Here is a 23396-nt window from a genome sequence, read left to right as displayed (position 1 = left end):
AGCTCGTCAGCAGGGTTTTGACATCACTGTTAGTGGTTGGCAGTATGGCTAATTGAGAATGGTGCAAGATCTCAGTTGGGAGAGATTGTGGGGTATTTTGAAGAAAGAACAACTAATGGGATAGTAGAGGGAATTAATACTAAATTAAAGCTATTAAAAAGGTGTGGTTTTGGATTGAGAAATTTGAGAAATTTTGAAATACGGGCATTACTTTTTTGGCATTTTCCTAAAAAATTAGCACAATAAGTACGGAAGAGCCAAAAAAAGCAAAAAGCAAAAAACAACAGATGAGTAAGGATGAATGGCAGATGAGTGATGATTTCTGTATCAATTAATCCCGATCGCAGAGCTGTAAAGCGCTACCATAGTTGCAGCCGAAGTTAACTAAAGTTTAAGAATAACTAGCTTGTCTCAACTGCTCACTGCTTTAGAGTTCCCAGCCAATGTCTGGAAGCTCAACAACGGGTTAACGGTAATTCACCAGCGGATTTCGGCCACACCCGTGGTCGCCCTAGACGTGTGGGTGAGGGCTGGCGCTACGCTGGAGCCGGATTCTTGGTCAGGAATGGCTCATTTTCTAGAACACATGATATTTAAAGGGACGGATTCGATCGCCCCTGGAGAATTTGACCAGGTAATCGAAAATCGCGGCGGTGTCGCCAACGCAGCTACAAGTCACGACTACGCGCATTTTTTCGTCAACGCTGCGGCCGATTATTTAGCAGAAACCGCGCAGCCGCTGGCAGAATTGCTGCTGCGGGCCTCGATTCCCGATCGGGAATTCGATCGCGAGCGAGATGTGGTGCTAGAAGAAATCCGCCAAGCTCAAGACAATCCCGATTGGCTGGGTTTCCAAGCCATGATGGAAACAGTTTACCAGCGACATCCCTACAGGCGATCGGTATTGGGTACGGAAGAGCTGCTGATGTCGCGAACTCCCCACGAAATGCGCTGTTTCCACCGATCGCATTATCAGCCGGAAAATATGACTGTGGTGATAGTCGGGGGAATTGATGAACAACAGGCCAGAGATGTTACTGGGAAAGCATTTGAGCAGTTTTCTGAGCGGTGGGATTGTCCCCAATTAACCGCAGAGGCGGAACCGCCACTGATAGAAATTCGCCGTCAGGAACTCTGTCTCCCCCGATTGGAACAAGCCCGGCTGATGATGGCCTGGACGGGCCCGGGAGTGGAACATTTGCAAAGTGCTTGCGGCTTGGATTTGCTGTCGGTGTTGCTTGCAGACGGGCGGACTTCGCGTTTAGTCAGGGAACTGCGGGAAGAATTACAATTGGTAGAGGGGATCGAGAGCACTTTCTCGCTGCAACGGGAATCGAGTTTATTTACTATCAGTGCAGTCTTGGACGCGAAGGATGTCGAACAGGTGGAATCTCGGATTTGCGATCGACTTTGGCAATTGCAGTCTGAGCCGGTTTCCGAGGTAGAATTGCTCCGCTGTAAGCGTTTGCTGTGCAACGATTTTGCTTTCTCGCTCGAAACGCCGGGACAGCTAGCGGGTCTTTACGGATATTACAATACGATCGCCACTGCCGAATTAGCGCTCAGCTATCCCACCAGGATTAAAGCATTTGGGCCATTAGACCTCCAGCGCCTAGCTCGACAATATCTCTCTCCCCGACGCTATACGGCTGTTGTGCTAAAACCAATCTAATAATAGTTCACTGTTGACTGTTCACTGTTGACTGTTCACTGTTAACAGCAACTAGGTTGGGTTGAGACATGAAACCCAGTCTATTAATTGGAAATTTGAGATTAGTCCCTCAATCTAAAATCTCAAATCGCCAATCTCAAATCGGATGATCGGTAACGCTCACGCTCTACCGATCCTACGAATAATCATGACTAACAGTCAACAGTCAACAGTCAACAGTCAACAGTCAACAGTCAACAGTCAACAGTTAACAAAGAATTCAATGAAAAATGAAATCCAGCGCACGGTTTTAGACAACGGTATTGTTGTCCTAGCAGCAGAAAATCCAGCAGCAGATATTATTGCAGCTAGGATATTCCTGCGGGCCGGCAGTCGCTACGTGCAGCCGGAACAAGCAGGATTGTGTCACTTGCTGTCGGCGGTAATGACTAAGGGAACCGATCGGCTGTCTTCGCTGGAAATTGCCGAGCGTGTAGAATCGGTGGGAGCGAGGTTGAGTGCCGACTCTACTACAGACTATTTTTTAGTGAGTTTGAAGACGGTTTCTGCGGATTTTGAGGAGATTTTGGAGTTGGCGGCGCAATTGACGAGATCGCCGACTTTCCCGGAAGCTGAAGTCGAACTCGAACGCCGCATTGCCATATCGGCAATTCGATCGCAACAAGAACAGCCATTTGCGATCGCCTTCGAGCAATTGCGGCACTCGATGTACCAGGAACATCCCTATGCTTTCTCTCCCTTGGGTACGGAAGCTACTATGTCAAAGCTCACCAGAAACGAGATCGAACAGTTCCACAAAACCTATTTCCGTCCCGATAATGTAGTTATTTCTGTAGCCGGCCGAATATCGACCGAAGATGCGATCGCCCTGATCGATCGAACTTTTGGCGACTGGAAAGCGCCTTTAACACCCCTACCAACTTTAACCGTCCCCCCTCTCTCCCCCTCCCCTGAATCGGTCGTTACGGCGCAAGATACGCAGCAATCAGTGATTATGCTGGGCTACCTCGCACCCTCTGTCAAAAATCCTGACTATGCAGCGATTAAGTTGCTGAATACTTATTTGGGTAACGGTTTGTCGAGCCGATTGTTTGTGGAATTGCGGGAAAAGCGGGGCTTGGCTTACGACGTTTCTGCGGTCTACGCGACGCGCTTGGACACGGCTCAGTTTGTCGTGTACATGGGTACGGCGCCGGAAAATACAACGACTGCTTTTGAAGGATTGCGCGCAGAAGTCGATCGACTCACCAGCATCCAACTAAGCGAGGAAGAATTGCAAGCTTGCAAGAATAAGATGCTCGGTCAATATGCTTTAGGAAAACAAACTAATTCGCAAATTGCCCAAGTTTTAGGTTGGTATGAAATTTTGGGATTGGGAATTAAATTTGACCAGCAATTTCAAGAAGAAATTGCACAGGTGACAGCTTCACAAGCGCGGGCTGCTGCTAAGAAATACTTCATCGAACCGTATGTTTCTTTGGTGGGCCCGGAGGCGGCGATTACAGAATTGGGTGTAGTGGCTGTTTGTTAAGGAGGCAATTGGCGATCGAACTTTTCAAAAGTTCGATCGATGCGATCGCAGATAAAAAGACTTTGCTCGTCGTCCGTTGCAACGCAGGGTGCTAATCAGGTTATGCTGAGTTTTGTTGTTCTCTATATATTGGCGTAAAACGTTGTTAATTAGAGTTTTATACTGTTCTCCTTGAGCCTCAAACCACTGCTTGATATCTGGATCGAGCTGAACTAAGTTGTCGGCTAGAGCTGCTGGAATACGTAAAGTCGATCGTTCAAAAAATTCATCTGTCAGCGGTGGAATATCTGAGTAGTCGATATTCTCTTCCGATCTTGACTCTAAAGCTGCCCAGTTAGTACCGGAGGTAATGTTCAAATCGTTTCTGCTCATAACGGTTAGCTCTTCGCGCTGAAATGATTAGGTTGCGGTTAACGTGCATAAGGCTGTGCTGTCAAAAGATTTGGGACAACTCGATAATGTTTAACGTTAAATGTGCAAAGCGTTAAACCTCGTCCCACAGCACAGGCGGCAATCAAAGCATCAAGCAATCCCAGACTGTTTGACAAATGGTAAGTTGTGAAATCTGACAACGCACAGGCACAATCAGCTTCAGTTGCCCAAATTATTGGTAATGGTGCAACCAATTGAAGAGCTTTACGAACTTGCTGCATATTCTGAGAGTCTTGGATTAGCTCCATGACAACAAAACCGGGAACACTAGGTATATCTGAAAGACTCGAAAACCAAGCAATTGCAGGTGCATGACCCCGTTGAATATCAATTAAAACATCTGTGTCTAAAAGATACATTGGCATTTCTTATGTCCGCGTCCGTGTTTCTGCCTGATGGCGCAGGTTTCGAGCATATACTTGACTATCGGTGATATCAGGTCGTGAGTTGATGACTCCTTCGCTTTGCCAGTAAGCAACAAGCTCTGCTCCAGTTTTAGGTGGGTTGCTCAGAACTTGCCTGAGCGATAAAACACGTAGGATGTACTCAGATAAAGGTAGGTTTAGCAGCAAGGCTTCATTAGACAGTTGACTTTCTAACTCAGGCGGCAACTCTAATTGAATACTCATTTTTCCGTTCCTCATCGATCGAGATTCTCAATTAATCCTAGCTGATTTCCTCATTATCCAAAATTATCCGAAGATACCTGCACATAACGGCACAACAAAAAAAAACACAACCAGACTTCAATTGAACCTTTTCTGTTCCCGATCGGTCTAAATTCAAGACAGACCCATCAGGTCTAATTGATATGTACTTCGTAAAGCACTTTCAGATAAAAAAAGAGCTGACTCCCTGGCTCAGCGGACTCCTCGCCGCTTCCCTGCTTGCAGGAGTCGGCTACACAGCTTACAGCCAACTCGCAGTCAAATCAAACCGCGAAACCAGACGCAAGGAAAAAACCGTTGCTGTCCAAAGGGTGAACTTGCCGATCGCAATTTCGGCAAACGGCACAATTGTGCCCGAACGTTCCGTTAACGTCAGCCCCAAAACTTCAGGAGTTCTCAAAAGTTTGCTCGTCAAGGAAGGAGACAGCGTTGAAAAAGGGCAGATTCTCGCCTACATGGACGACTCCAACCTCCAAGGGCAACTTACCCAAACTCGCGGACAACTCGCAGCCGCGGAAGCAAACCTGCAAAAATTGCTCAACGGCACTCGAACCCAGGACATTGCTGTGGCTAAGGCAGTGTTAGCAGAACAACAGGCAAGTCTGGAAAAATTGCTCAACGGCAATCGAACCCAAGACATTGCTGTAGCTGAGGCACAAGTGGCAGAGCAACAGGCAACGTTGCAAAAATTGCTCAACGGCAATCGAAGCCAGGATATTGCCGTAGCCGAGGCACAATTAGCTGAACAACAGGCAAATTTACAAAAATTGCTCAAGGGCAATCGACCTGAAGACATCGCCCAAGCGATCGCCCAACTCAGAGATGCCGAATACGCCAAAAACCAAGCTGAGGAAGACTTTCAGAGAAATCAGGAACTCTATAATGCCGGAGCCATTGCTTTGCAAATTGTCAACAACTCCCGCACCGCGCGCGATCGATCTCAAACGCAAGTCAGACAAGCCGAACAAGCTGTAGCTTTGCTGCAAGCGGGTGCTCGCCCTGAAGAAATCGCTTCGGCGCGGGCTGCTGTGGAGCAAAAACGGCAAGCTTTGACCCTGGCGCGATCGGGCGCACGCCCGGAAGACATCGCTGCAGGGCGGGCTGCTGTGGAGCAAAAACGGCAAGCTTTGGCCCTGGCGCGATCGGGCGCACGCCCGGAAGACATCGCTGCGGGGCAGGCCGCAGTCGAGCAAAAACAGCAAGCTTTGGCGCTACTAGAAGCCGGTTCTCGCCCGGAAGACATCGCCCAAGCCCGCGCTCAAGTTCTCGCCGCTAGAGGCAGCCTGCAAAGCGTTCAAGCGCAGATTAACGACACTGTGCTACGGGCTCCTTTCACCGGCACTGTCACGCGCAAGTACGCAGATCCGGGCGCTTTTGTGACTCCCACGACGGCAGGTAGTGCGGTTTCTTCGGCGACTTCTTCTTCGATTTTGTCCTTAGCTTCCAAAAATCAATTAGTAGCAAACGTAGCAGAAACTAATATTTCTCAGATTCAGATCGGCCAGGCTGCGTCTATTCAAGCTGATGCTTTTGCGGACAAGACTTTTGCAGGTAAAATCACTCAAATTTCGCCTCAGTCGATCGTCCAGCAAAATGTGACAAGTTTTGAGGTAAAAGCGGCAATTATTAATGATGATAAACAAATGCTGCGATCGGGCATGAATGTGAATGTTGAGTTTAAGGCTGGTGAACTCAAAAATGTTTTGGTAGTCCCGACTGCGGCAATTGTGCGCCAACAAAGGGAAACGGGGGTTTTTGTTCCCGGTGGAGAAGATGGTAAACCTGCTTTTATGCCGATTAAGACTGGTATGACGGTGGATGATAAGACGGAAGTGCGATCGGGTTTGAAAGGAAATGAAAAAGTGCTGCTTAGTTTACCCCCCGGATTGCGGCCTAGATCCCAAAATCCATCATCGGGTGGAATTCCGGGTTTGCAACCAGGTGGCGGAACCCGCTTGCGTTAGTGGGAAAAATGAAAAAGGAAAGCACAACACCCATACACCAATTAATTATCGATCTCCTTCTTCTCTCCCTCTGCGCTCTCTGCGCTCTCTGCGGTTAAAAAAAATCTTAATCCCCACCAACTAGGCATTACCAATACCCAACTACCTAATGAAATTAAAGACTCGCCCAGCTATCAACAAAATCTCTAACGTTCAAATCGCGTTCATGGCGACAGAAGCGCTGTGGAATAACAAATTGCGTACCAGTTTAACCATGCTGGGCGTAATTATTGGGATATCTTCGGTAATTGCCATTACTTCGGTGGGACAGGGAGTGCAAAAATCAACTGAAGAACAGTTAAAAGCTTTGGGTACAAATGTGCTGTTGGTTTTATCCGGCGCTTCGCGATCGGGCGGTGTCAGTCAGGGAAGCGGTTCTGCTACTACCCTTACTTGGGATGACGCTAGGGCGATCGGCAAACAAGCACCGGCAGTTAAGGCAATTTCGGCTTATTTGCAGCGCCAAGTGCAAGTCGTTTATGGCGGACAAAATTCATTTACTGCTATTTTGGGAACAGATTTAAACTATCCAGATGTCAAGAACATTCAACCTCAACAAGGACGGTTTTTTAACGAGGATGAATTGAATGCTGCTGAGCCAGTAGTTGTCCTCGGTTCTAAGGTGCGGGACGAACTTTTTGGAGCCGGAGCTAATGCGCTATCCTCCGATATTCGCATTCAGGGAAACCGCTACAAGGTCATTGGAGTGATGGAAAGCAAGGGGTCTGTAGGGGGAACCGATCAGGACGATCGAGTGTATATTCCCCTCAAAAATATGTCTTCGCGGATTGTGGGGAGAAATTCTTTAGCGGGGATTGCGATATCGGGTTTTTGGTTGGAAACTGCGGGCGAAGCGGATTTAGCGGATGCTCAATTTCAAGTGGAAAATATCATGCGCCTGCGCCACAATATTTATCCGCCACAACCGGATGATTTTCGAGTTGTCAATCAAGCTGAGATAGTTAATACTTTCAGCAATGTGATCGGTTTATTTACGGTTATGATCGGAGCGATCGCCGGAATTTCTTTGGTGGTTGGCGGCATCGGTATTGCTAATATTATGTTGGTATCTGTTGTGGAACGTACTAAGGAAATCGGGATTCGCAAAGCGGTAGGCGCTACTAATGCAGCAATTCTAATTCAATTTATGGCGGAATCAATTTTAGTTTCCACGGTGGGGGGAACGGCGGGTATTGGGTTGGGAGTTGCGATCGCCTTTGGGGCTTCGACAGCGTTCAAATTTCCGTTTGTGGTTTCTGTATGGTCGATCGCGGCCGGTTTTGGGCTATCCTTTAGTGTGGGCTTGTTGGCTGGAGTGCTTCCGGCGAGGAATGCGGCGCGCTTAGATCCGATCGCAGCTTTGCGGAATGATTGAACTTAGTGACGTTCGCCCCAGTTAAATTAGACCTCTTGCAAAAATAACTAGGACGGGCTCTTCGGCCCATCCCACAAGAGTTATTTTTTCTTGTGGGATGGGCCGAAGAGCCCGTCCAATAAATTTATGAAAAGGACTTTTGCAAGAGGTCTATTGAACACTCCTGGACGCACGAGTGGTCTGAAACCGCGTTTGATGGACGATCGGACTTCGTTGTCGCCCACATATTCGCTAACGCGACTTAGAAAAAAATAACGTCAAAAATCGCTGCAAACATTGACAGGTAAAGGGTTTGAGTTTTAATTGGACTCAGACTTGCATTGACAAGGGTTTCAGCTCTGACGGGACATCCAACTCTTTCCCTTACCTAGACAGCTTTTCAGAGCCTTTAAGGGCTAGAAAATTTCTGAGCCCCATTAGAAAATAATATACATTAATTCAAATATAATAACCAAAACCCCTTATCCAACACGCAATTTCCATGTTAGAAGCATTGGTATTGGCAACAGTATTTTGCGGATTTTTTGGTATCATCTTTAAAAAGAACCTGATCATGAAAATCGTCTGTATGGATGTCATGAGTACAGGGGTTATAGCCTATTACGTGGTGGTGGCATCGCGAGAAGGCTTGCTGACACCAATTATTTCAAAGGGGAAAAATGTCGCTTACGCCGATCCGGTTCCCCAGGCGGTGATCTTAACGGCGATCGTGATCGGCTTTTCGATTCAGGCTTTAATGCTGGTCGGTGTGATGAAGCTGGCACGAGATAATCCGACATTGGAAAGTAACGAAATCGAGATGAATAACACCCCATGAATACCCTGACGATCGCCTGGATTGCATTCCCATTTTTTGTCGGGTTTACTATTTATTTAATTCCCAAGCTTGACAAGTATCTCGCAATATTAGGAGCGATTGTATCTGCTGCTTTTGCAGCCGAGCTTTTTACGATGCCGTCAGCGGTGACGCTGAAGTTACTGGATAATTTCAGCGTGACTTTGCTAGTCGATAGCTTGAGCGGCTACTTTATCTTAACCAATGCCTTAGTCACGGCGGCGGTTGTTATCTATTGTTGGCCCACAGATAAGTCGGCATTTTTCTATGCACAGATTCTGATGGTGCACGGCAGTCTGAATGCAGCCTTTGCCTCTACGGACTTTATCAGTTTATATGTGGCATTAGAGGTCAGCGGGATTGCGGCGTTTCTCTTGATTGCCTATCCTCGCACCGATCGAGCGATTTGGGTGGCTTTGCGCTATCTATTTATTAGCAACACGGCAATGCTGTTTTATCTAGTCGGTGCCGTGTTGGTTTATAAGGCAAGTTATTCGTTTAGTTTTGCCGGATTGGGTGCAGCGCCCCCAGAGGCGATCGCTCTGATTTTTATGGGACTATTGGTCAAAGGAGGCGTGTTTGTATCCGGGTTGTGGCTGCCCTTAACTCACTCGGAATCAGAAACTCCAGTGTCGGCTTTGCTGTCGGGAATTGTCGTTAAAGCTGGGGTATATCCCCTCGTGCGCTGTGCGCTGATGGTGGACGAGGTGGCACCCATCGTCCAGATTTTCGGAGTCGGGACGGCGCTGCTGGGCGTGTTCTGTGCGGTTTTAGAAAAAGATAGCAAACGGATGTTGGCTTTTCACACGGTTTCGCAGTTGGGCTTTATCCTCGCTGCACCGGAAGTTGGTGGGTTTTATGCGCTGGCACACGGTTTGGTGAAATCGTCGCTGTTTCTGATTGCAGGATCGTTACCGAGTCGTAATCTGAAAGAATTGAAACAGAAGCCGATCGATACCAAGATCTGGATTGCCTTAGTCATAGCTAGCTTATCAATCTCTGGCTTTCCCATGTTGGTTGGCTTTGGGGCAAAGACGTTAACGGTGAAGAATTTGGGTTCCTGGCAAGCGATCGCGATGAATCTCGCAGCAGTCGGAACAGCAATCTCTTTTGCTAAATTCATCTTTCTACCCCGTGGCGGACAAACAGCAGCCAAACCCGGTTTTTGGCCTGCGGTGTTGCTGTTGCTAGGTGGGCTGATTGCAGCCAATGCTTTTGATGTTCAGGCATATACGCTGGAAAATATGCTTAAGGCGATCGCCATCATCGGTGTTGGTTGGTTAGCCTATTTTCTAATTTTTCAACGCACGGCAATCAAACTGCCACGTATGCTTGAACAATTCGATCATTTGGTCGGTTTTATGAGCTTGATTTCGCTCCTACTATTCTGGATGGCATTCTCAACATGATTGGACAGCTAATATTAAGACTGACCATCTGGTTTCTACTCACTGCCGATTTTAGTTTGGCAAATATTGCGATCGGCTTCATCATTGCTTTCCTCTTGCCGCGCAGCTACGCACCCCCGGAACCTTTGAGGGAATGGTTGGGGGTGTTGGGTAAAATCTTCATGGCGATTCCGATAGCTTATATAGAAGCTTTTGAACTCATCCTCCGTCCCCATAGGCACGAAGATGTGATCATGGAAAAAGTGCCAAATCATCGATCGCCCTTGCTGATCTTCCTAGATGTCTTCCTGATCACTTTTACTCCTAAGACGATTGTTGTGAAATATCACGAAGAGGGTTTTTACGAAGTACACCGAGTGCGGCGGACTTCGAGTAATTAGCTGAAGTTTTTTAGGATTTTTTAACCGCAGAGAACGCAGAGAACGCAGAGGAAGAGCGGGGAGAAATCAGTAATTCCTATTTAGCTAAGTCAGCAAACAATCAGGAGGGTACAGCATTGAACAACTTGAACAACTTGATTCTAATTGCGATGATTCTGGCTCTGCTCATACCCATGTACGAGGTATGGAAAGATCATGATATCTGGCAAACAATGTTGGCCTTTGCCAGTATTTCGACGAAAACGGCAATTATCGCTCTCGTCATATCCGTCTGGCGCGATGATTGGATGATCGGTGTGGTGGCGGCGATTATCCTCAGTGTGGGTAATGCTGGATTGATGTTGTTGGCACAAATAATCAAACGTATCAGTGAAGCATGATCGTAATAGATGTATTGAGCTATACCTGCATCGGTATAGGGATTTTTTTCTGGTTTTGGGGTACTTCTTTCCTACTGGGCAAGCGATCGGTTTTGTATAAACTGCACAGTCTTTCGGTAGCAGATACGCTTGGGTCAATGTTGATCGTCGTCGGATTGCTGCTGAAAATACCCAGTAAATGGCCGCTGCTGATTCTGGCGATCATTTGCTTAGCAATCTGGAACACAATGCTGGGATATGTGTTGGCCTATTGTTCCAAAACAGGGACTGACTATGAACGATAATAGCTACATTTATGTCCTCGTCGCTCTGCTACCCTTAGCTGGTGGTATGGTGGTATTTCAGGTCAATCCATACCACGCATTGCTACTGCGGGGGGTATTGGGAGCGATCGCCGCCTTGGTGTATACAATTCTAGGGGCGGGGGATGTGGGCTTGACCGAAGCCTTGATGGGTACTCTACTCGCGATTACACTTTATGCAGTGACGGTGCGTTCATCCCTCGTGCTGCGTCTGGGTGTCATCGAAGACGGGATTGAGGACGATGCTATACCAAACGACAAAACCGCAGGTCATTTTAAGCAACTGATAGATGACATCCGCACAGTTTTTCAGAAACGCCATATGCGCCTGGAACTGGTTCCCTATGCGACTACACAGGCATTGCAGCGGGCGCTGATGGAAAAAGAAGTTCATGCAGCTTGTTCCCCACAAGACCAACTAGAACACAGCGGCGAAGCGCAACTTTATAACACCGCAATCAGAGTTCGGCGTGTCTACGACATCATGCAAACCGAACTTTCATCACCGGGGACAACCCTAACCTATGTAAATACACCAGACGCAGAGGACAAGCATTGATGAAGTGGGTTTACTTTTTATCAGGGATAGCGCTGTTTGTCAAAATGCTGCTAATCGCCAATCCAACAATGGACTTATCGCAGCAAAGTTCGATCGTCGAATTGGTTGTTCAAGATAGTGGAGTATCCAATGCGGTTTCCGGTATCATTTTGCGAAATCGGCTGTACGACACGATCTTTGAAGTCGTGGTATTTACGATCGCCATCTTGGGTGCAAGCTTTATGCTAGCCAATGAAAAGCCGTCCTGCGCCATATATCAGTTTACCGATCAACCATCGATTATTTTGGCGCGATTGGGAGCGACGATTGCTGCGTTGGTGGGTATCGAACTAGCAATTCGCGGGCATTTAAGTCCAGGGGGCGGTTTTGCGGCGGGTGTAGCGGGGGGAACTGCGATCGGCTTGGTGGCGATTACCTCATCACCGCAGTGGATGCAAGAAATCTACCAGCGCTGGCACGCCGCGACTTTGGAGAAGGTTTCGGTACTTGTTTTCATTGTATTGTCCGTTATCACTCTGTCAGGATATGAGTTACCGCACGGAGAGTTAGGCACACTTTTCAGCGGTGGCATTCTCCCCTTGCTCAATATCCTGGTTGCAGTCAAAGTCGCATTAGGATCGTGGGCGGTGATGTTGGTGTTTATTCGCTATCGCGGATTGCTATGACAAATGTTCCGATCTCAAATCCATTGACATCGAAATTATTCATCTCTCTCATTCTCTGACTCAGTGTCCTCTGTGTTCTCTGCGGTTTAATCATTCAGCAACAACCGTAAACGATATTTTACGTTTATAAGGCTGACGCACGAGTAGTCAGAAACCGGGTTTTTTTGCTGAAAAGACGCGTTACACCCGCAGAAACGGTCAAAAACCCGGTTTCTTTGCTTTTGGTAAGTAATTCCGGCGCTGCTGAATCTGATCTTCATCGGGAATAAACTGCGGGTAAACTTTCCACCCATCTGTCACCTAAAAATGGCATTTCTATTTATTAACAATCCCCCATAGTGGTTCAAAGGTTTTTGCACGCTCGGTCGCCTAAAACCCATCCTAGAATACCTGGTTTAAAATGATTTACTGATGTCCATAACCAGGTGCAAGTTTTTTTTGAGCCCACAAATGTTTCTAATTCATCTAATTCTCCCACTTCGGGAGTTGTTTCTACGTCATAAAAATCTGGCAAAAGTTTTCCTACTTGTTTGACCCAATTAATGAGGGTCGTATGATGCACATTTTTGACTCTCTCAATTGCTCGAAAACCCATACCATTGACATACATTTTGAGACATTCACGTTTAACCTCTGAAGAGTAACCTTTATGAGGTTGATAGCAATCTATAAATTGTCTGCCACAACCGACACAAATATAATTCTGTTTACCAGAAAGAATTGGTTTAAAGCCTCTCCCTTTTAGGGAGAAATTAAAAGAAGACTATTCATTACTTCAATCCTCTTCCTTCCAGGTAGAGGTCAACTGTCAACTGTCAACTTTTTTCTGTCAACTGTCAACTGTCAACTTTTTTCTGACCATTTTTCAGATGTTGCGGCATTTAAATTGTCTGTTAAAAAAAAATCAAACAATTAGTGGGCTGGGCGTCCTGCCCGCCTCGAATATGCAATTTAAATGCGCGACAGCTTAAATGAAATTTTAATAAAATTAAAAAAAGTCAAAAGTAAGAAAGCTTTCAGTAAAAACAAGTTTTTTACTTTTGGCTTTTGGCTTTTGACTTTTGACTTTTAGCACCTCGAGTATTCAACTCAAAACTCAAAACTCTTAAGGCGCTGCCGCCGCCCTGCGGTTGGCAACAATCAGATTAGCCTGATACTCTGACGCTTTTTGCTGAGCCTTTTGATAGTTGGGGCTGGTTGACGGCACGGCTCTCATGAGCTTAACCGCTTGCTGCCACTCGCTTGCTACTGCGATCCACTCATTTTGAGACTGAGCCTTCTGGGCCGAAATTGCTGCCTTCTGAGCTGTGTTAACGGCTTCTCTCCAAGAGTCAGGCTTAGGCGCGGCGGCTTTTGGTGCAGGAGAAGCTGGAGCTGGGCTTGCTGGTGCAGCAGCAGTGGGAGCGGGTTTTGGTGCAGGGGAGGCTGCCTGTGGGGTGCCCGAAGATGCGGCTGGAGAGGATGCAGCGGCTTTAGAAGGGGGAGATGAGGGTTGGGGGGAGGGGGAAGCAGCTTCGGGGGCGATGGGTTCTGGGTTCGAGTCGCCGAAGGGGAAAGTGTTAGTAAAGAAAAGCCCTGCTGCGATCGCCGCCAGAGGTACTAGGATACCCACAGGTATTACCCATTTGGGAAATTGTTTTTTCGGAGGTGGGGCTTGATCTTCGTCTTCGTCTTCGTCTTCCTCGTCGTCATCTCGATCGAATTCTCCCTCTTGATAATAGTCTTCGCCTTCTGGCTCGACATCATGTATACCTACAGAGTCGTCAGGCATTCCACTTTCTGATCCGTAAAGCATTGGCTCCGCAGGCATCAGATCAATTTCATCTTCCCACGCAGGCGAGCCGTCACCTGTTCGACGCCCGTAAACCTTTACAGTGTGAATTGATTCGAGTCCCAGCTTCGTCATGCCGGTGCGGATGAAATCGACCAATACCATTTGATCCGGTACTTTGTCTGCCTCCAGAATTATGTGGAGGCAGCCGTTGTCCCGCGTCACATCGGCGTTGATGCCTTTGGGTTTGAGTGTACGGTTGATGCTAGATGCGATCGCTTTTGGATCGCCCTGCTTGAGCAGTTCCCGCGGGTTCTGTTGTGTCATGGGTAGCGCTCTTTTTTTGGGGGGGGTGGAGAGCCGGCAAATAATATTAACCGATCGGCATTCGGCGGACAATATTTATTTACCACATTAACTTCTACTTTGGCATTCTGAGAGTATTTCTAGTATCTATTGACCTTTTGGCCCGCGAGCCGACATCAAGCACATAGGCGCTATCGAAATTTGTTGTAAAAATTTACAGTAAGATGCCGCTCCTGTGCCCTGTCGCGCATCAGCGAAACAAGCTAGAAAGTTCTATAACTTTGGTTTGCAGGGTTGAGATTTCTTCTCGCCCCCGTTTTAAAGAAGCCTCTAAGTCTAGCAGCAAGGGTAAACTTTTTTGCAGTTTTTCTAAGCTGGCGTTCTTGACTTCTTGACGAAAATAGTATACTCGTTTCGGATTGCCGAGATCTAGAGCTTGAGCAATTTTATCATCGCGATCGCCCGCTTGGATCATCGCCTTTACCCACAGCCAAATCCGAAACTTACCAGTCAAGCCCGCCACAATCCTCAAACCAGGCTCGCTGCGGGCCGTTAAGCCCGCCAATAAATCTAAAGCGGCGGAGGTATTGCCCTCGCGAATCGCATCGGCTAGCTGGAAGGTATTCTGGGCGTGGCAGTGTACCAGTGCGGCGACTTCCTCCGGGTTGAGAGGTTGGCTGCGGTTGCCGGCAAACAACAGCAATTTTTCGAGTTCGCTGTATAGCTGACGGGTATCGCTGCCGATGGATGTGGCCAAAAGTTCGATCGCTGTGGCTGTCAATTTTACATTCATTTCGCCAGCGACTTGGCGCACCCGCTGGGCTAATTCTTTGTCATTCCAAGGCGGAATCGGTGAAAATTCCCGCACTTCGGCGTCGGACTTGACGAGTAACTTGGTAGATTTGAGCCGGCTGTCGGGTTTTTTGACTGCTGTCAGCAGCAGCACGGTGGTAGGGGGAATCACTGGCAGTGTTCGTTCCAATTGGGCCAACAGTTCTGGAGAACACTGCTGCGTTAAAGTCGTATTTGCCAGCCAGACAAAACGGCTGCCGGTACCGAAGGGGGGCGTTAAGGCTCGATCGAGCCCTTCGACCACAGCATCGGCTCGATCGGCAATAATCTTGTCATAGTTAAAACTAGCCCAGTTGGGGTCGAGGACTGTTTGGCGCAAACTTGTCACAGCCTGCGCCATCGCAAAGTCGTCTTCCCCCCAAAACAGGTAAAGTTGCATAAAAAACGCTCACTAGCCCAAAAAATCAGAGTTGCACGCGAGCCTTGTCCAACATATCCTGAATAGGACTGTTGGAAGCCCGCGCCATAATATAAAATTTGGTGTGGGAGTTTGTCACCGCGAGGAAATCAAGATTGGATGATACTTATCAAGCTTACGTAAATCGGGTGGCGCGAATGACGCTGCTGGACTCCTACAAGTCCCAGGTGGAACACATTCAGGAATCTCCCAAATTTAAGCCCGACGAAGCAGGCCGGAGAGATCCTGTACCTTTTCCAGGTTATTCAGTTATTACGCCGCCTGCAGGGGAAGATGCAGAAAATGCTGCATTTTATAGTAATTTGCAATCGAGCCAACAACGGCTATTGCAGGAAATAGGGGAGGGTGCGCTTGTGGCACTGCCTCCTGATAGCTTCCATTTAACCGTAGCCGATTTGATTTGGAGCAGCGCTTTTCGAGATGCCTCTGATAATAATCCCGAATTTGAGGAGCAACTGCGCTCGCGCATGGCCGATGGTTTTGCCGCCTGCAAACCCTTGGCTGGCGGCGCTCCCATTCGCTGGATAGTGCTGGGGTTGATGGTGATGACTAGAGCTGTGGGTGTTTGTTTGGCACCGACGGACGAAAACTCTTACAAGCAAATTCTGGAGTTTCGCCGATCGATCTATCAAAATCCCGATTTAATGGCTTTGGGAATTGAACAGCAATATCATTTTACGGCCCACATTACTCTGGCTTATTTTGGGGACATCGGGCCGAACCTAGACCGCGATCGCTTGTGCGCTTTGCTGTCGGAGTTAAACGAGCAATGGCTGGACACGCCGCAAGAACTGTCCGTACAACGAGTAGAACTGCGGAAGTTTGAGGACATGGCTACCTACCTCCGGCAACCGGACTGGCCTGTTTTTGAGTTTTAACGAAGGAAGTTCGGCAACGGATTATGTAACGGATGTAACGGATGTAACGGATGTATTAGCAACGGATTTTGTAACGGATTATGTAACGGATGTAACGGATTTCAGGAAGACGGAAGACGGAAGACGGAAGACGGAAGACGGAAGACGGAAGAAGCAAGAGAGCATATTTTCCCACTCTCCCACTCTCCCACTCTTCCACTCTCCCACTCTCCCACTCTTCCCTCTCCCACTCTCCCACTCTTCCCTCTGTTTCAAGAGTCAGGATATTGCCGATTAAATGCTTTCATTATTCTGGCTTGGTAACAAAGTCAAGGAAAAAATTTATGAAAAACCAGGAAAAATCAGTAATTCTGGTTTTTTACTTTTTGCTTAAAAAGTGACAGTACACGTTGTTGGTATAGGTTTAGATGGAGCTGCTGGGCTGAGCGAATCGGCGCGGCAGGTTGTAGAAATGGCCGCTCTGCTAATAGGGAGCGAGATCCATTTGAGCTATTTTCCCCAGCACGACGGAGAGCGCTGGGCGTTGGAAGATTTGACCGAAGCAATTCTGGAAATTCGGCGCTGGTGGGCGACTGAACCGGAATTAGAACCCTCTGCGGGGACGGTGGAACCCCGCGATCGACCGATCGTAATTTTAGTGGCCGGCGACCCGCTGTTTTACGGCTGGGGAAAGTTGTTAATTGCCCAATTGCCGGCAGAAAAATTGACTTTTCACCCCCACGTCAGTTCTGTGCAGTTGGCTTTTAATCGCTTGCAAATCCCTTGGCAAGACGCTCATTTTGTTGGCTCTCAAGGACGTTATTTTGAGGAACTGACGGCAAAACTCAAACTCGGTGTCGAGAAAATTGCGGTGCTCGCAGACGAAACTCATACTCCGGCGGCCCTGGCAAATTTGGTGAAAGCTCTAAATTTGCCTACACGCTACGAGTTTTGGGTTTGCGAAAATTTGGGGTCTGCTGACGAGCGGGTGGGCCTGCGTTCTGTGTCAGCTTTGCTGGGAGAGTCTTTTGCACCGCTGAGTGTGGTTGTGATGCTGCGGGAGTCCCCGCCGAGGGCAGAACCTTTGGATTTGGAAAAGTTGCCTTTGTTGGGAATACCGGATGCAGCTTTTATCGGTTGTGGCAATAAGCCGGGTTTGACAGTTGAACGGGAAGTGCGGGTGTTGGTGCTGGGACAATTGGCTTTGCAACCGGGACAAGTTGTCTGGGATGTGGGTGCTGGTAATGGTTCTGTGTCGATCGAGATTGCTCGTTTATTCCCGCAGTCTGAAGTATATGCGATCGAACAAACAATTTCTGGTACTTGTGCGATCGAGTTCAACTACGGCCGTTTTGGGCTGCAAAATGTGTTCTCGATTTACGGAACCGCCCCGGAAATCTTGCACCGCTTGCGTCCTCCGCACCGGATTTTTATTGGCGGTAGTGGCGGAGGGTTGACTAAAATTTTGGGCGTTTGCGCGCTGCGGCTGCTTCCTGGAGGCTCGATCGTGCTGGCTTTGGATGCTTTTGAGGATATTGCTACTGTTTTGAGCTGGATGGGCGATCGGGTGCGCCGGGAACCGCACTGGAGTTACCGAATCGTGCAGGTGCAGTTGTCGCGTTCTGTAAATGCGGGCAATTTGACTCGTTTTGACGCGCTGAATCCGGTTTCGATTGTGACGATCGATCGACATTTGAATTAATGTCTGATTTTTAACTGCAGATTAATGGCTGTGTTATCTATGTTTTGTTCCTTTATTGAATCTAATCTTTTTTTTTACCGCAGAGGGCGCAGAGGGCGCGGAGGAAGAGAGGAAGAGAATAGGTAATTTTAAAGGGGTTTGGGGTATTAGGTTTTAATTTTTAATTAACAAAAGTACGGCTGCTGTTGCTAGCAGTAGCAATATTCCGGCTGCACCGGCTAGGGGTTTTGCGGCAATTCCTGTAATCCATTCGGGTACGGTAGAAGTAGGTTTAATTGCTTGCGCTGTATCTAAGGTAGTTATACCCCAAATCCAAGCTGCGTGAATGCCGATCGCCAATCCTAAACTGCTATTGTCGGCGATGCGGGCTAAGGTTAAAACCATGCCCATCAGCCACAATCCTGGGAGTTGCGGTAGAGTTTCTTTGGCGGCCCAAATTAGGTGGGCGATCGCAAAAATGAAACTGGCGATCGCACCTGCGATTAGTATTGAGTAATCTTGCTGGAGTATTGTTTGCAAACAGCCGCGAAATATCAACTCTTCTGTGGCGCTAATCCACAGTCCTAATAACAGAGTCAGCAGACTAGCAGGGTTAAAAATTAAGGCCCAAAAATTATTATTTTTTTCGCCTGTTTCGGTGGAAATTTCCCCCATTTGTAGCTCGATCCAGCCTGCGGTTAATTGCAGGCTGAATAAAATTACTAAGCTGATTATTCCTAATCCCAATCCCCGCAGTAATGACATCAAAACTGCGGGTTGCCAATCCCAACCCCAGTTAGTACAAGACGTGTTTTCGATCCAACTTGTCGCCCATAAAATGAAGGGGACAATCACGTAGAGGGAAGCTAGTAAAGGTAGTTTTTTGTTTCCCAGGGGTTGGGGTGGATGCCATTTGAGGGCGATCGCCAGCACAATCGCTATGGGCAACCACACACAAATCCAAGTTGATAAAAAAACAATTACTTTGACAATTGCTGGTATTGACTGCGACATCAATCGCAGGTTGTTTAGGTGATGCCACATTTTAATAACTAATAACAACTGCCAACTGCCAACTGAAAACTGCCAACTGCCAACTGACTACCGATCGAGCTTGCGCTGAATTTGCCTCAGAGACTGGTACATTTCGGGCAAGCGGTTGTAGACGGCTGCGGCTTTGAGAAATAGTTTATGCGGAATTGCTGGAACGCCCGTCACGATCGCCCCTGCTGCAACATCACTGTGAATTCCGGCTTTAGCAGTAGCGATCGCCCCATCTCCGATTTTGGCTTGATTAGCAATTCCCACTTGACCTGCCAAAATTACATTGTTGCCAATTTTTACTCCCCCAGCCATGCCAACGTGAGCGGCAAACGCGCAATTTTTCCCGACTTGACAGCCATGACCTACGTGTACTAAATTGTCGATTTTTGTATTCTGACCGATGCGGGTTTCTCCTACAGCGGGCCTGTCGATCGTGCTGTTGCAGCCAACCTCAACGCCCTCTTCTAATACCGTGCAGCCAGACTGCTCCATTTTTACCCATCCTGTGGCTGTCGGCACGAACCCAAAACCTTCGGAACCGATCGCCGCACCGCTGTGAATCACGCAATTTGCCCCGATGCGAGTACGTTCGTGGATGACACAGTTAGCGTGTAAAACAGTGCCTTCGCCAATTACCGAATCTGGGTAAATTACGACATTTGGATGAATGCAAACGTTGCTGCCAATTTTGACTTTTGCTTGAATAACGACGTGGGGGCCGATATAGACATTTTCACCAATTTCTGCTGAGAGGTGAACGACGGCTGAGGGATGAATTTCGGATGCTGGGCGAAACGGTTGATAGAAAATGGCGATCGTTTCAGCAAACAGCAATCGCGGATCTGCTGCGGCAATCCAAGCAATATTGCGATCGGTACATTGAGCTTGGAGGCTTTCATCTAAGGGTAAAATTAAAGCCGAAGCATTTGTAGTGGCTGTATGAACGGCAAATTTAGCACCTTCTATGTAACTGATTGTGCCAGATGCAGCTTCATCGACTGGGGCCGCGCCTGTAATTTCTGGATCGGTAGCAACCGACGCTGTGAGGGTGCGACTGGTGGCTAACTTAAGTTTTTGTAATATTTCGCTAAACTTCATCTATAAAAATTTGTTGTTAACACAGATTGACCATAGTTAAAATTACCAGTTTTGGAGCACGATCTGAGCAGTTGCCATTTAAAAAACAAAAACCCCGATTTCTTGAAGAAGTCGGGGTTGTAGCGATCGATTATTTTTGGCAATTATTAGACCTCTTGCAAAAATAATTAGGACGGGCAAGATGCCCATCCCACAAGAGTTATTTTTTCTTGTGGGATGGGCATCTTGCCCGTCCCATCAATTGAGGAAAAGGATTTTGCAAAAGGTCTATTGTACGGAAACTGCATCTACGTCAACGGTGCTGCCTTTGGCTTCAGAAGGGCTGCCGGTGGCTTCGGATGCTGTGGCTGTCTCTGTTTGGCGGGATTTAAAGTAGTCGATCGCCATTTGGGACACTTCGGAAATCAGCAAGACTGCGATCGCCACATCGTCAATTTGTCCGACGACGGGGAGAAAATCTGGTGCAATGTCGATCGGGCTTACCAGATATGCCAGGGTTCCCAGAATAATCCACCAGCGGTACTTGGGGTTGCGGAGCGTGTCGCGATACCAGTTGTAAACAGATTGTATAGAAAAGTTCATGTGGTTGTCCTCTCGTTATATTTTCAATCTTGACAAATTATCGCTCGAAACGCTTGTGGAGATATCCCCCCTAAGATTGGGAAGAGACTTCTACCTGGGAGTATGAGGAATTGGGGAGGGAGAATTTGTCAATCTGTGTCCCAAAGGCGGGGACTCTTGACAACGCCCCTACAGAAACCTGACAGATGAAAGGCGATGGGATTAATCTGTGTTTATCTCCTGTTTAAAACCATATTCATCTATTACTTGTATATCGTGATTAAAGCAAGTTACTTAGATTGGGATTTTTCAACCGCAGATGTCAGCAGATAAACACAGATAAACGCTGATGGGATTTATCTGTGTTTATCTGCTGTTTAAAAAAATCTTCATATCTTTCAATCACGAATCTTGAAACACCCATTTTTGATCGCCGATCGCAATTTCGCAACCATTTGGCAGCCAAAAAGGCTCGTTAGCAGCCAGCCTCTGCCCACCCACAAAAGTGCCGTTGGAACTGCCGCTATCAACAAGCTGATATCGCTGTTTGCCAATTTCGTCAGTGGCGCGGCGGATTTGAGCGTGGTAGCGCGAACTTTGCGGGTCTTGTAATACTAAAGTGTTGGTTGGTTCGCGTCCAATTGTAAAGGGATTGGCTGTTAGGGCGATCGCCTCTCCAGAAAGTTTGTAGATTAAATATGCGGTTGTTTGGCGATCGCTGCTTGCGAGTACCGTCGGTGCAAGTGAAGGTGAATTCCTCGCAGGTGGGAGACTGTTTTGAGCGAGTTGTTCTGTCAGTTGTTGCAAATCGCGATCGAACGCTGCTGCTGTGTCAGAAGCGGGAAGACTCGCAGGAGAATTACCTGAAATTAAGTTTAACTGCTGTACGGGAGATTGAGGAACAATCGGGCGGCCGGCTTCGGCAATTCTCATTTGCAGCGCGGCGGCATTTTCTGCTTCTTGTCGGGCACTCATTCCCTCAACTTGGCGAATCACTCCGTTGGTTTCGGGAAAGCTGACATCGCCAATTCGCACGTCTTCTAAGTTAAAACCGAGTGTATAAAAGTCTTGAACGCGATCGAGCAAATTTTGGCGCAGCAACAGCCGTCCTTGACTGATAAGCTGTTGCAGGGGAATTTGCCCGATCGCTAATCCCAGACAATCCTTAACTGCACTTGCTAAAACAGCTAGAGGATCGGACAATTCCAAAGCTACTCGTTTCGGATCTATAACTTGATAAATAACCGTCAGAGTCGCATCAATTAAAAATCTGTCCTTAGACAAGAAATCTCCGTGGGATTGCACGTCCAAATTGCGGAGTTTGGTGTCTACGAGGACAATTTGACACTGTTCCAGCAGGGGAAGGGCGAAGCTGAAATGCCGCCCAGATTTCAGGGTACGTACGGCGCGGCCGTTTTTGACCAACAGCCCCGTGTAACCCGCCCCGATAAAGTCCATACTAAACCCGGCCCAGCGTTCTGGGGTGACGGTTTGAATTAGGGGAGAGGCGTTGTTCATGGGATGCAGTTGAGGGAGGTTTGATTCTACTTTTAGGGTAACAAATTGCTGGGGGGCGATCGGGCGATCGGTGTGCCGGTTCCGCAACTTCTATACTTTACGCCTCCACGAGTCCCGATTCAGCACGTACTGGATCTAGTTTGGATCTAGAATTTATTTGCTATACTTTATGAAATTATTGATCAAAATTTGATTTTTATAGCAACTATAATTTATTTGCTACACTTAAGAAATCATCCTAGTTTGTAAGCGAGATGAACACCATCACGATCGCCATTTCAGATGAGCGCCTGCTGAAACTACAAAAAGTCGCTGTCGATCTGAATGTATCAATAGAAGAGTTAGTCTTAATGGGTTTGGAAAACGTGCTTGCAAAACGAGAAGCTTCCTCTCCACATACTGCCACAGATATCCCAAAGAAAAATGCTGAATTAGACTCAGTGGTAGTTAACAAATTTTATCACCTTGCCGAGCAGTGGCAAAGAGAAGTTGCTGGAATGTCTTCGACAAACCGAATGTCTCAGCATCCTGCATATCAGGAAATTATTAATATGGGAAATCCAATTGTACCACTACTGCTATCAGAACTGAAAAAAAATCCCCTTTACTGGTTCGCAGCATTGAGTGCAATTACAGGTACAAATCCCATCAAAGCAGAACAAAAAGGAAGAGTCAAACAAATGGCATCAGCTTGGATAGAGTGGGGTAAAAATCAAGGCTATGCGATTGAATAGAATGTATAGAAGACCTGAACTTGAAATTAAATGGCAGAATTTGTCTCACACTGATTATCAAGTTACCAGTCTAAAGTCAGAGGAATATAACTGCTTTGCTTGGGCTGCTGGCGAAGATGATCGATGGTGGCAACCAATACCGGGAGAGCAATTTTATTGGCCAGATGGCGTGCCGCAAGAGGAGACGCTAGAAGCATATATTCTGGCCTATAAAACGCTGGGATATGAAATTTGTAATGGCGACACATTAGAACCTGGATATGAAAAAATAGTATCCGCTCAATAAGTAGGGGTAGCAGAGAAAAAAAAGTAAGCAGAGTACACAAAGTGTCATAAAATAGGAAA

General features: G+C 47.4%; 25 protein-coding genes and 2 pseudogenes. 17 read left to right on the top strand and 10 right to left on the bottom strand.

Annotated elements, in window-relative coordinates; translation table 11 throughout:
• Positions 1-66: 66 nt before the first annotated feature.
• From QUA44_RS27875 to QUA44_RS27865, 3 genes and pseudogenes are all read left to right on the top strand, one after another.
• Positions 67-246, top strand: a pseudogene (locus QUA44_RS27875) (transposase); the annotation flags it as partial.
• A gap of 160 nt (positions 247-406) precedes the next feature.
• Positions 407-1672, top strand: a complete 1266-nt coding sequence (locus tag QUA44_RS27870) for a pitrilysin family protein (RefSeq protein ID WP_333257344.1) — start codon at positions 407-409, stop codon at positions 1670-1672.
• Positions 1673-1934: 262 nt separating this feature from the next.
• A complete protein-coding gene (locus QUA44_RS27865) occupies positions 1935-3203 on the top strand; it encodes a pitrilysin family protein (RefSeq protein ID WP_333257360.1) in 1269 nt (422 codons plus the stop codon).
• A gap of 24 nt (positions 3204-3227) precedes the next feature.
• Here QUA44_RS27865 and QUA44_RS27860 read toward each other — a convergent pair whose 3' ends face one another.
• Genes QUA44_RS27860 through QUA44_RS27850 form a run of 3 tightly spaced genes read right to left on the bottom strand, consistent with a single transcriptional unit; the run spans position 3228 to position 4264 of the window.
• Positions 3228-3575, bottom strand: a complete 348-nt coding sequence (locus tag QUA44_RS27860; protein WP_333257347.1) for a BrnA antitoxin family protein — start codon at positions 3573-3575, stop codon at positions 3228-3230.
• A gap of 38 nt (positions 3576-3613) precedes the next feature.
• A complete protein-coding gene (locus QUA44_RS27855; RefSeq protein WP_333257349.1) occupies positions 3614-3994 on the bottom strand; it encodes a PIN domain-containing protein in 381 nt (126 codons plus the stop codon).
• A gap of 9 nt (positions 3995-4003) precedes the next feature.
• Positions 4004-4264, bottom strand: a complete 261-nt coding sequence (locus QUA44_RS27850) for a hypothetical protein (RefSeq protein WP_333257352.1) — start codon at positions 4262-4264, stop codon at positions 4004-4006.
• A gap of 182 nt (positions 4265-4446) precedes the next feature.
• Between QUA44_RS27850 and QUA44_RS27845 the strand changes: the two genes are divergently transcribed.
• From QUA44_RS27845 to QUA44_RS27805, 9 genes are all read left to right on the top strand, one after another.
• A complete protein-coding gene (locus QUA44_RS27845) occupies positions 4447-6267 on the top strand; it encodes an efflux RND transporter periplasmic adaptor subunit (RefSeq protein ID WP_333257355.1) in 1821 nt (606 codons plus the stop codon).
• A 148-nt stretch (positions 6268-6415) separates the two neighbouring features.
• Positions 6416-7681 carry an ABC transporter permease gene (locus QUA44_RS27840; RefSeq protein ID WP_333257357.1) on the top strand — a complete coding sequence of 422 codons (1266 nt, stop codon included), beginning with the start codon at positions 6416-6418 and terminating at the stop codon, positions 7679-7681.
• Positions 7682-8162: 481 nt separating this feature from the next.
• Complete coding sequence (locus QUA44_RS27835) at positions 8163-8498, top strand: cation:proton antiporter subunit C (RefSeq protein WP_333256903.1); 336 nt, start codon at positions 8163-8165, stop codon at positions 8496-8498.
• A complete protein-coding gene (locus QUA44_RS27830; RefSeq protein ID WP_333256900.1) occupies positions 8495-9925 on the top strand; it encodes a cation:proton antiporter in 1431 nt (476 codons plus the stop codon). The genes QUA44_RS27835 and QUA44_RS27830 overlap by 4 nt, the downstream gene beginning before the upstream one ends.
• Positions 9922-10305 carry a Na+/H+ antiporter subunit E gene (locus QUA44_RS27825; protein ID WP_333206841.1) on the top strand — a complete coding sequence of 128 codons (384 nt, stop codon included), beginning with the start codon at positions 9922-9924 and terminating at the stop codon, positions 10303-10305. Before QUA44_RS27830 ends, QUA44_RS27825 begins: the two co-directional genes overlap by 4 nt.
• Positions 10306-10454: 149 nt before the next feature.
• A complete protein-coding gene (locus tag QUA44_RS27820) occupies positions 10455-10685 on the top strand; it encodes a hypothetical protein (protein ID WP_333256911.1) in 231 nt (76 codons plus the stop codon).
• Entirely contained in the window at positions 10682-10969 is a 288-nt protein-coding gene (locus tag QUA44_RS27815) for a monovalent cation/H(+) antiporter subunit G (RefSeq protein ID WP_333256897.1), read from the top strand. The genes QUA44_RS27820 and QUA44_RS27815 overlap by 4 nt, the downstream gene beginning before the upstream one ends.
• The gene (locus tag QUA44_RS27810) at positions 10959-11546 is read left to right on the top strand and encodes a DUF4040 domain-containing protein (RefSeq protein ID WP_333256894.1); all 588 of its coding nucleotides are present in this window, start codon (positions 10959-10961) and stop codon (positions 11544-11546) included. The genes QUA44_RS27815 and QUA44_RS27810 overlap by 11 nt, the downstream gene beginning before the upstream one ends.
• Complete coding sequence (locus tag QUA44_RS27805) at positions 11546-12211, top strand: Na(+)/H(+) antiporter subunit B (protein ID WP_333256909.1); 666 nt, start codon at positions 11546-11548, stop codon at positions 12209-12211. The genes QUA44_RS27810 and QUA44_RS27805 overlap by 1 nt, the downstream gene beginning before the upstream one ends.
• A 303-nt stretch (positions 12212-12514) precedes the next feature.
• On the opposite strand, the pseudogene QUA44_RS27800 reads toward QUA44_RS27805, so the two are convergent.
• From QUA44_RS27800 to holA, 3 genes and pseudogenes are all read right to left on the bottom strand, one after another.
• Positions 12515-12932: pseudogene (locus QUA44_RS27800) on the bottom strand (IS1 family transposase); the annotation flags it as partial.
• Between the two features lie 384 nt (positions 12933-13316).
• The gene (locus tag QUA44_RS27795) at positions 13317-14309 is read right to left on the bottom strand and encodes a hypothetical protein (RefSeq protein WP_333256891.1); all 993 of its coding nucleotides are present in this window, start codon (positions 14307-14309) and stop codon (positions 13317-13319) included.
• Positions 14310-14538: 229 nt separating this feature from the next.
• Entirely contained in the window at positions 14539-15519 is a 981-nt protein-coding gene (gene holA / locus QUA44_RS27790; protein ID WP_333256889.1) for a DNA polymerase III subunit delta, read from the bottom strand.
• A 176-nt stretch (positions 15520-15695) separates the two neighbouring features.
• Here holA and QUA44_RS27785 point away from each other — a divergent pair, with 176 nt between their 5' ends.
• The 3 genes from QUA44_RS27785 (at position 15696) to cbiE (ending at position 18117) form a co-directional block, all read left to right on the top strand.
• Positions 15696-16436, top strand: coding sequence for a DUF1868 domain-containing protein (locus QUA44_RS27785; RefSeq protein ID WP_333256906.1), 741 nt, complete (start codon positions 15696-15698; stop codon positions 16434-16436).
• Positions 16426-16713, top strand: coding sequence for a hypothetical protein (locus QUA44_RS27780; protein ID WP_333256886.1), 288 nt, complete (start codon positions 16426-16428; stop codon positions 16711-16713). Before QUA44_RS27785 ends, QUA44_RS27780 begins: the two co-directional genes overlap by 11 nt.
• Positions 16714-16812: 99 nt before the next feature.
• Entirely contained in the window at positions 16813-18117 is a 1305-nt protein-coding gene (cbiE, locus tag QUA44_RS27775; RefSeq protein ID WP_333256883.1) for a precorrin-6y C5,15-methyltransferase (decarboxylating) subunit CbiE, read from the top strand.
• Between the two features lie 153 nt (positions 18118-18270).
• Here the strand turns inward: cbiE and QUA44_RS27770 are convergent, their stop codons facing one another.
• The 4 genes from QUA44_RS27770 to QUA44_RS27755 all read right to left on the bottom strand — a co-directional run bounded on the left by QUA44_RS27770 (position 18271) and on the right by QUA44_RS27755 (position 22404).
• Complete coding sequence (locus QUA44_RS27770) at positions 18271-19140, bottom strand: type II CAAX endopeptidase family protein (RefSeq protein WP_333256880.1); 870 nt, start codon at positions 19138-19140, stop codon at positions 18271-18273.
• 57 nt (positions 19141-19197) lie between these two features.
• Positions 19198-20238, bottom strand: coding sequence for a UDP-3-O-(3-hydroxymyristoyl)glucosamine N-acyltransferase (gene lpxD / locus QUA44_RS27765; RefSeq protein ID WP_333256877.1), 1041 nt, complete (start codon positions 20236-20238; stop codon positions 19198-19200).
• Positions 20239-20505: 267 nt separating this feature from the next.
• Entirely contained in the window at positions 20506-20820 is a 315-nt protein-coding gene (locus QUA44_RS27760) for a YkvA family protein (RefSeq protein ID WP_333256874.1), read from the bottom strand.
• Between the two features lie 381 nt (positions 20821-21201).
• Complete coding sequence (locus QUA44_RS27755; protein WP_333256871.1) at positions 21202-22404, bottom strand: SPFH domain-containing protein; 1203 nt, start codon at positions 22402-22404, stop codon at positions 21202-21204.
• A 167-nt stretch (positions 22405-22571) separates the two neighbouring features.
• On the opposite strand from QUA44_RS27755, the gene QUA44_RS27750 reads away from it, so the two are divergent.
• Both QUA44_RS27750 and QUA44_RS27745 read left to right on the top strand, forming a co-directional pair.
• The gene (locus tag QUA44_RS27750; protein WP_333256868.1) at positions 22572-23051 is read left to right on the top strand and encodes a hypothetical protein; all 480 of its coding nucleotides are present in this window, start codon (positions 22572-22574) and stop codon (positions 23049-23051) included.
• Between the two features lies 1 nt (position 23052).
• Complete coding sequence (locus tag QUA44_RS27745; protein ID WP_333256865.1) at positions 23053-23337, top strand: DUF7689 domain-containing protein; 285 nt, start codon at positions 23053-23055, stop codon at positions 23335-23337.
• Positions 23338-23396: the final 59 nt, after the last annotated feature.

Origin of the sequence: Microcoleus sp. N9_A2 (genome assembly GCF_036701775.1) — a bacterium.
GTDB lineage: Bacteria > Cyanobacteriota > Cyanobacteriia > Cyanobacteriales > Microcoleaceae > Microcoleus.
Note: the sequence above shows the minus strand (reverse complement) of the source record. Positions and strands in the feature narration are given on the sequence as shown.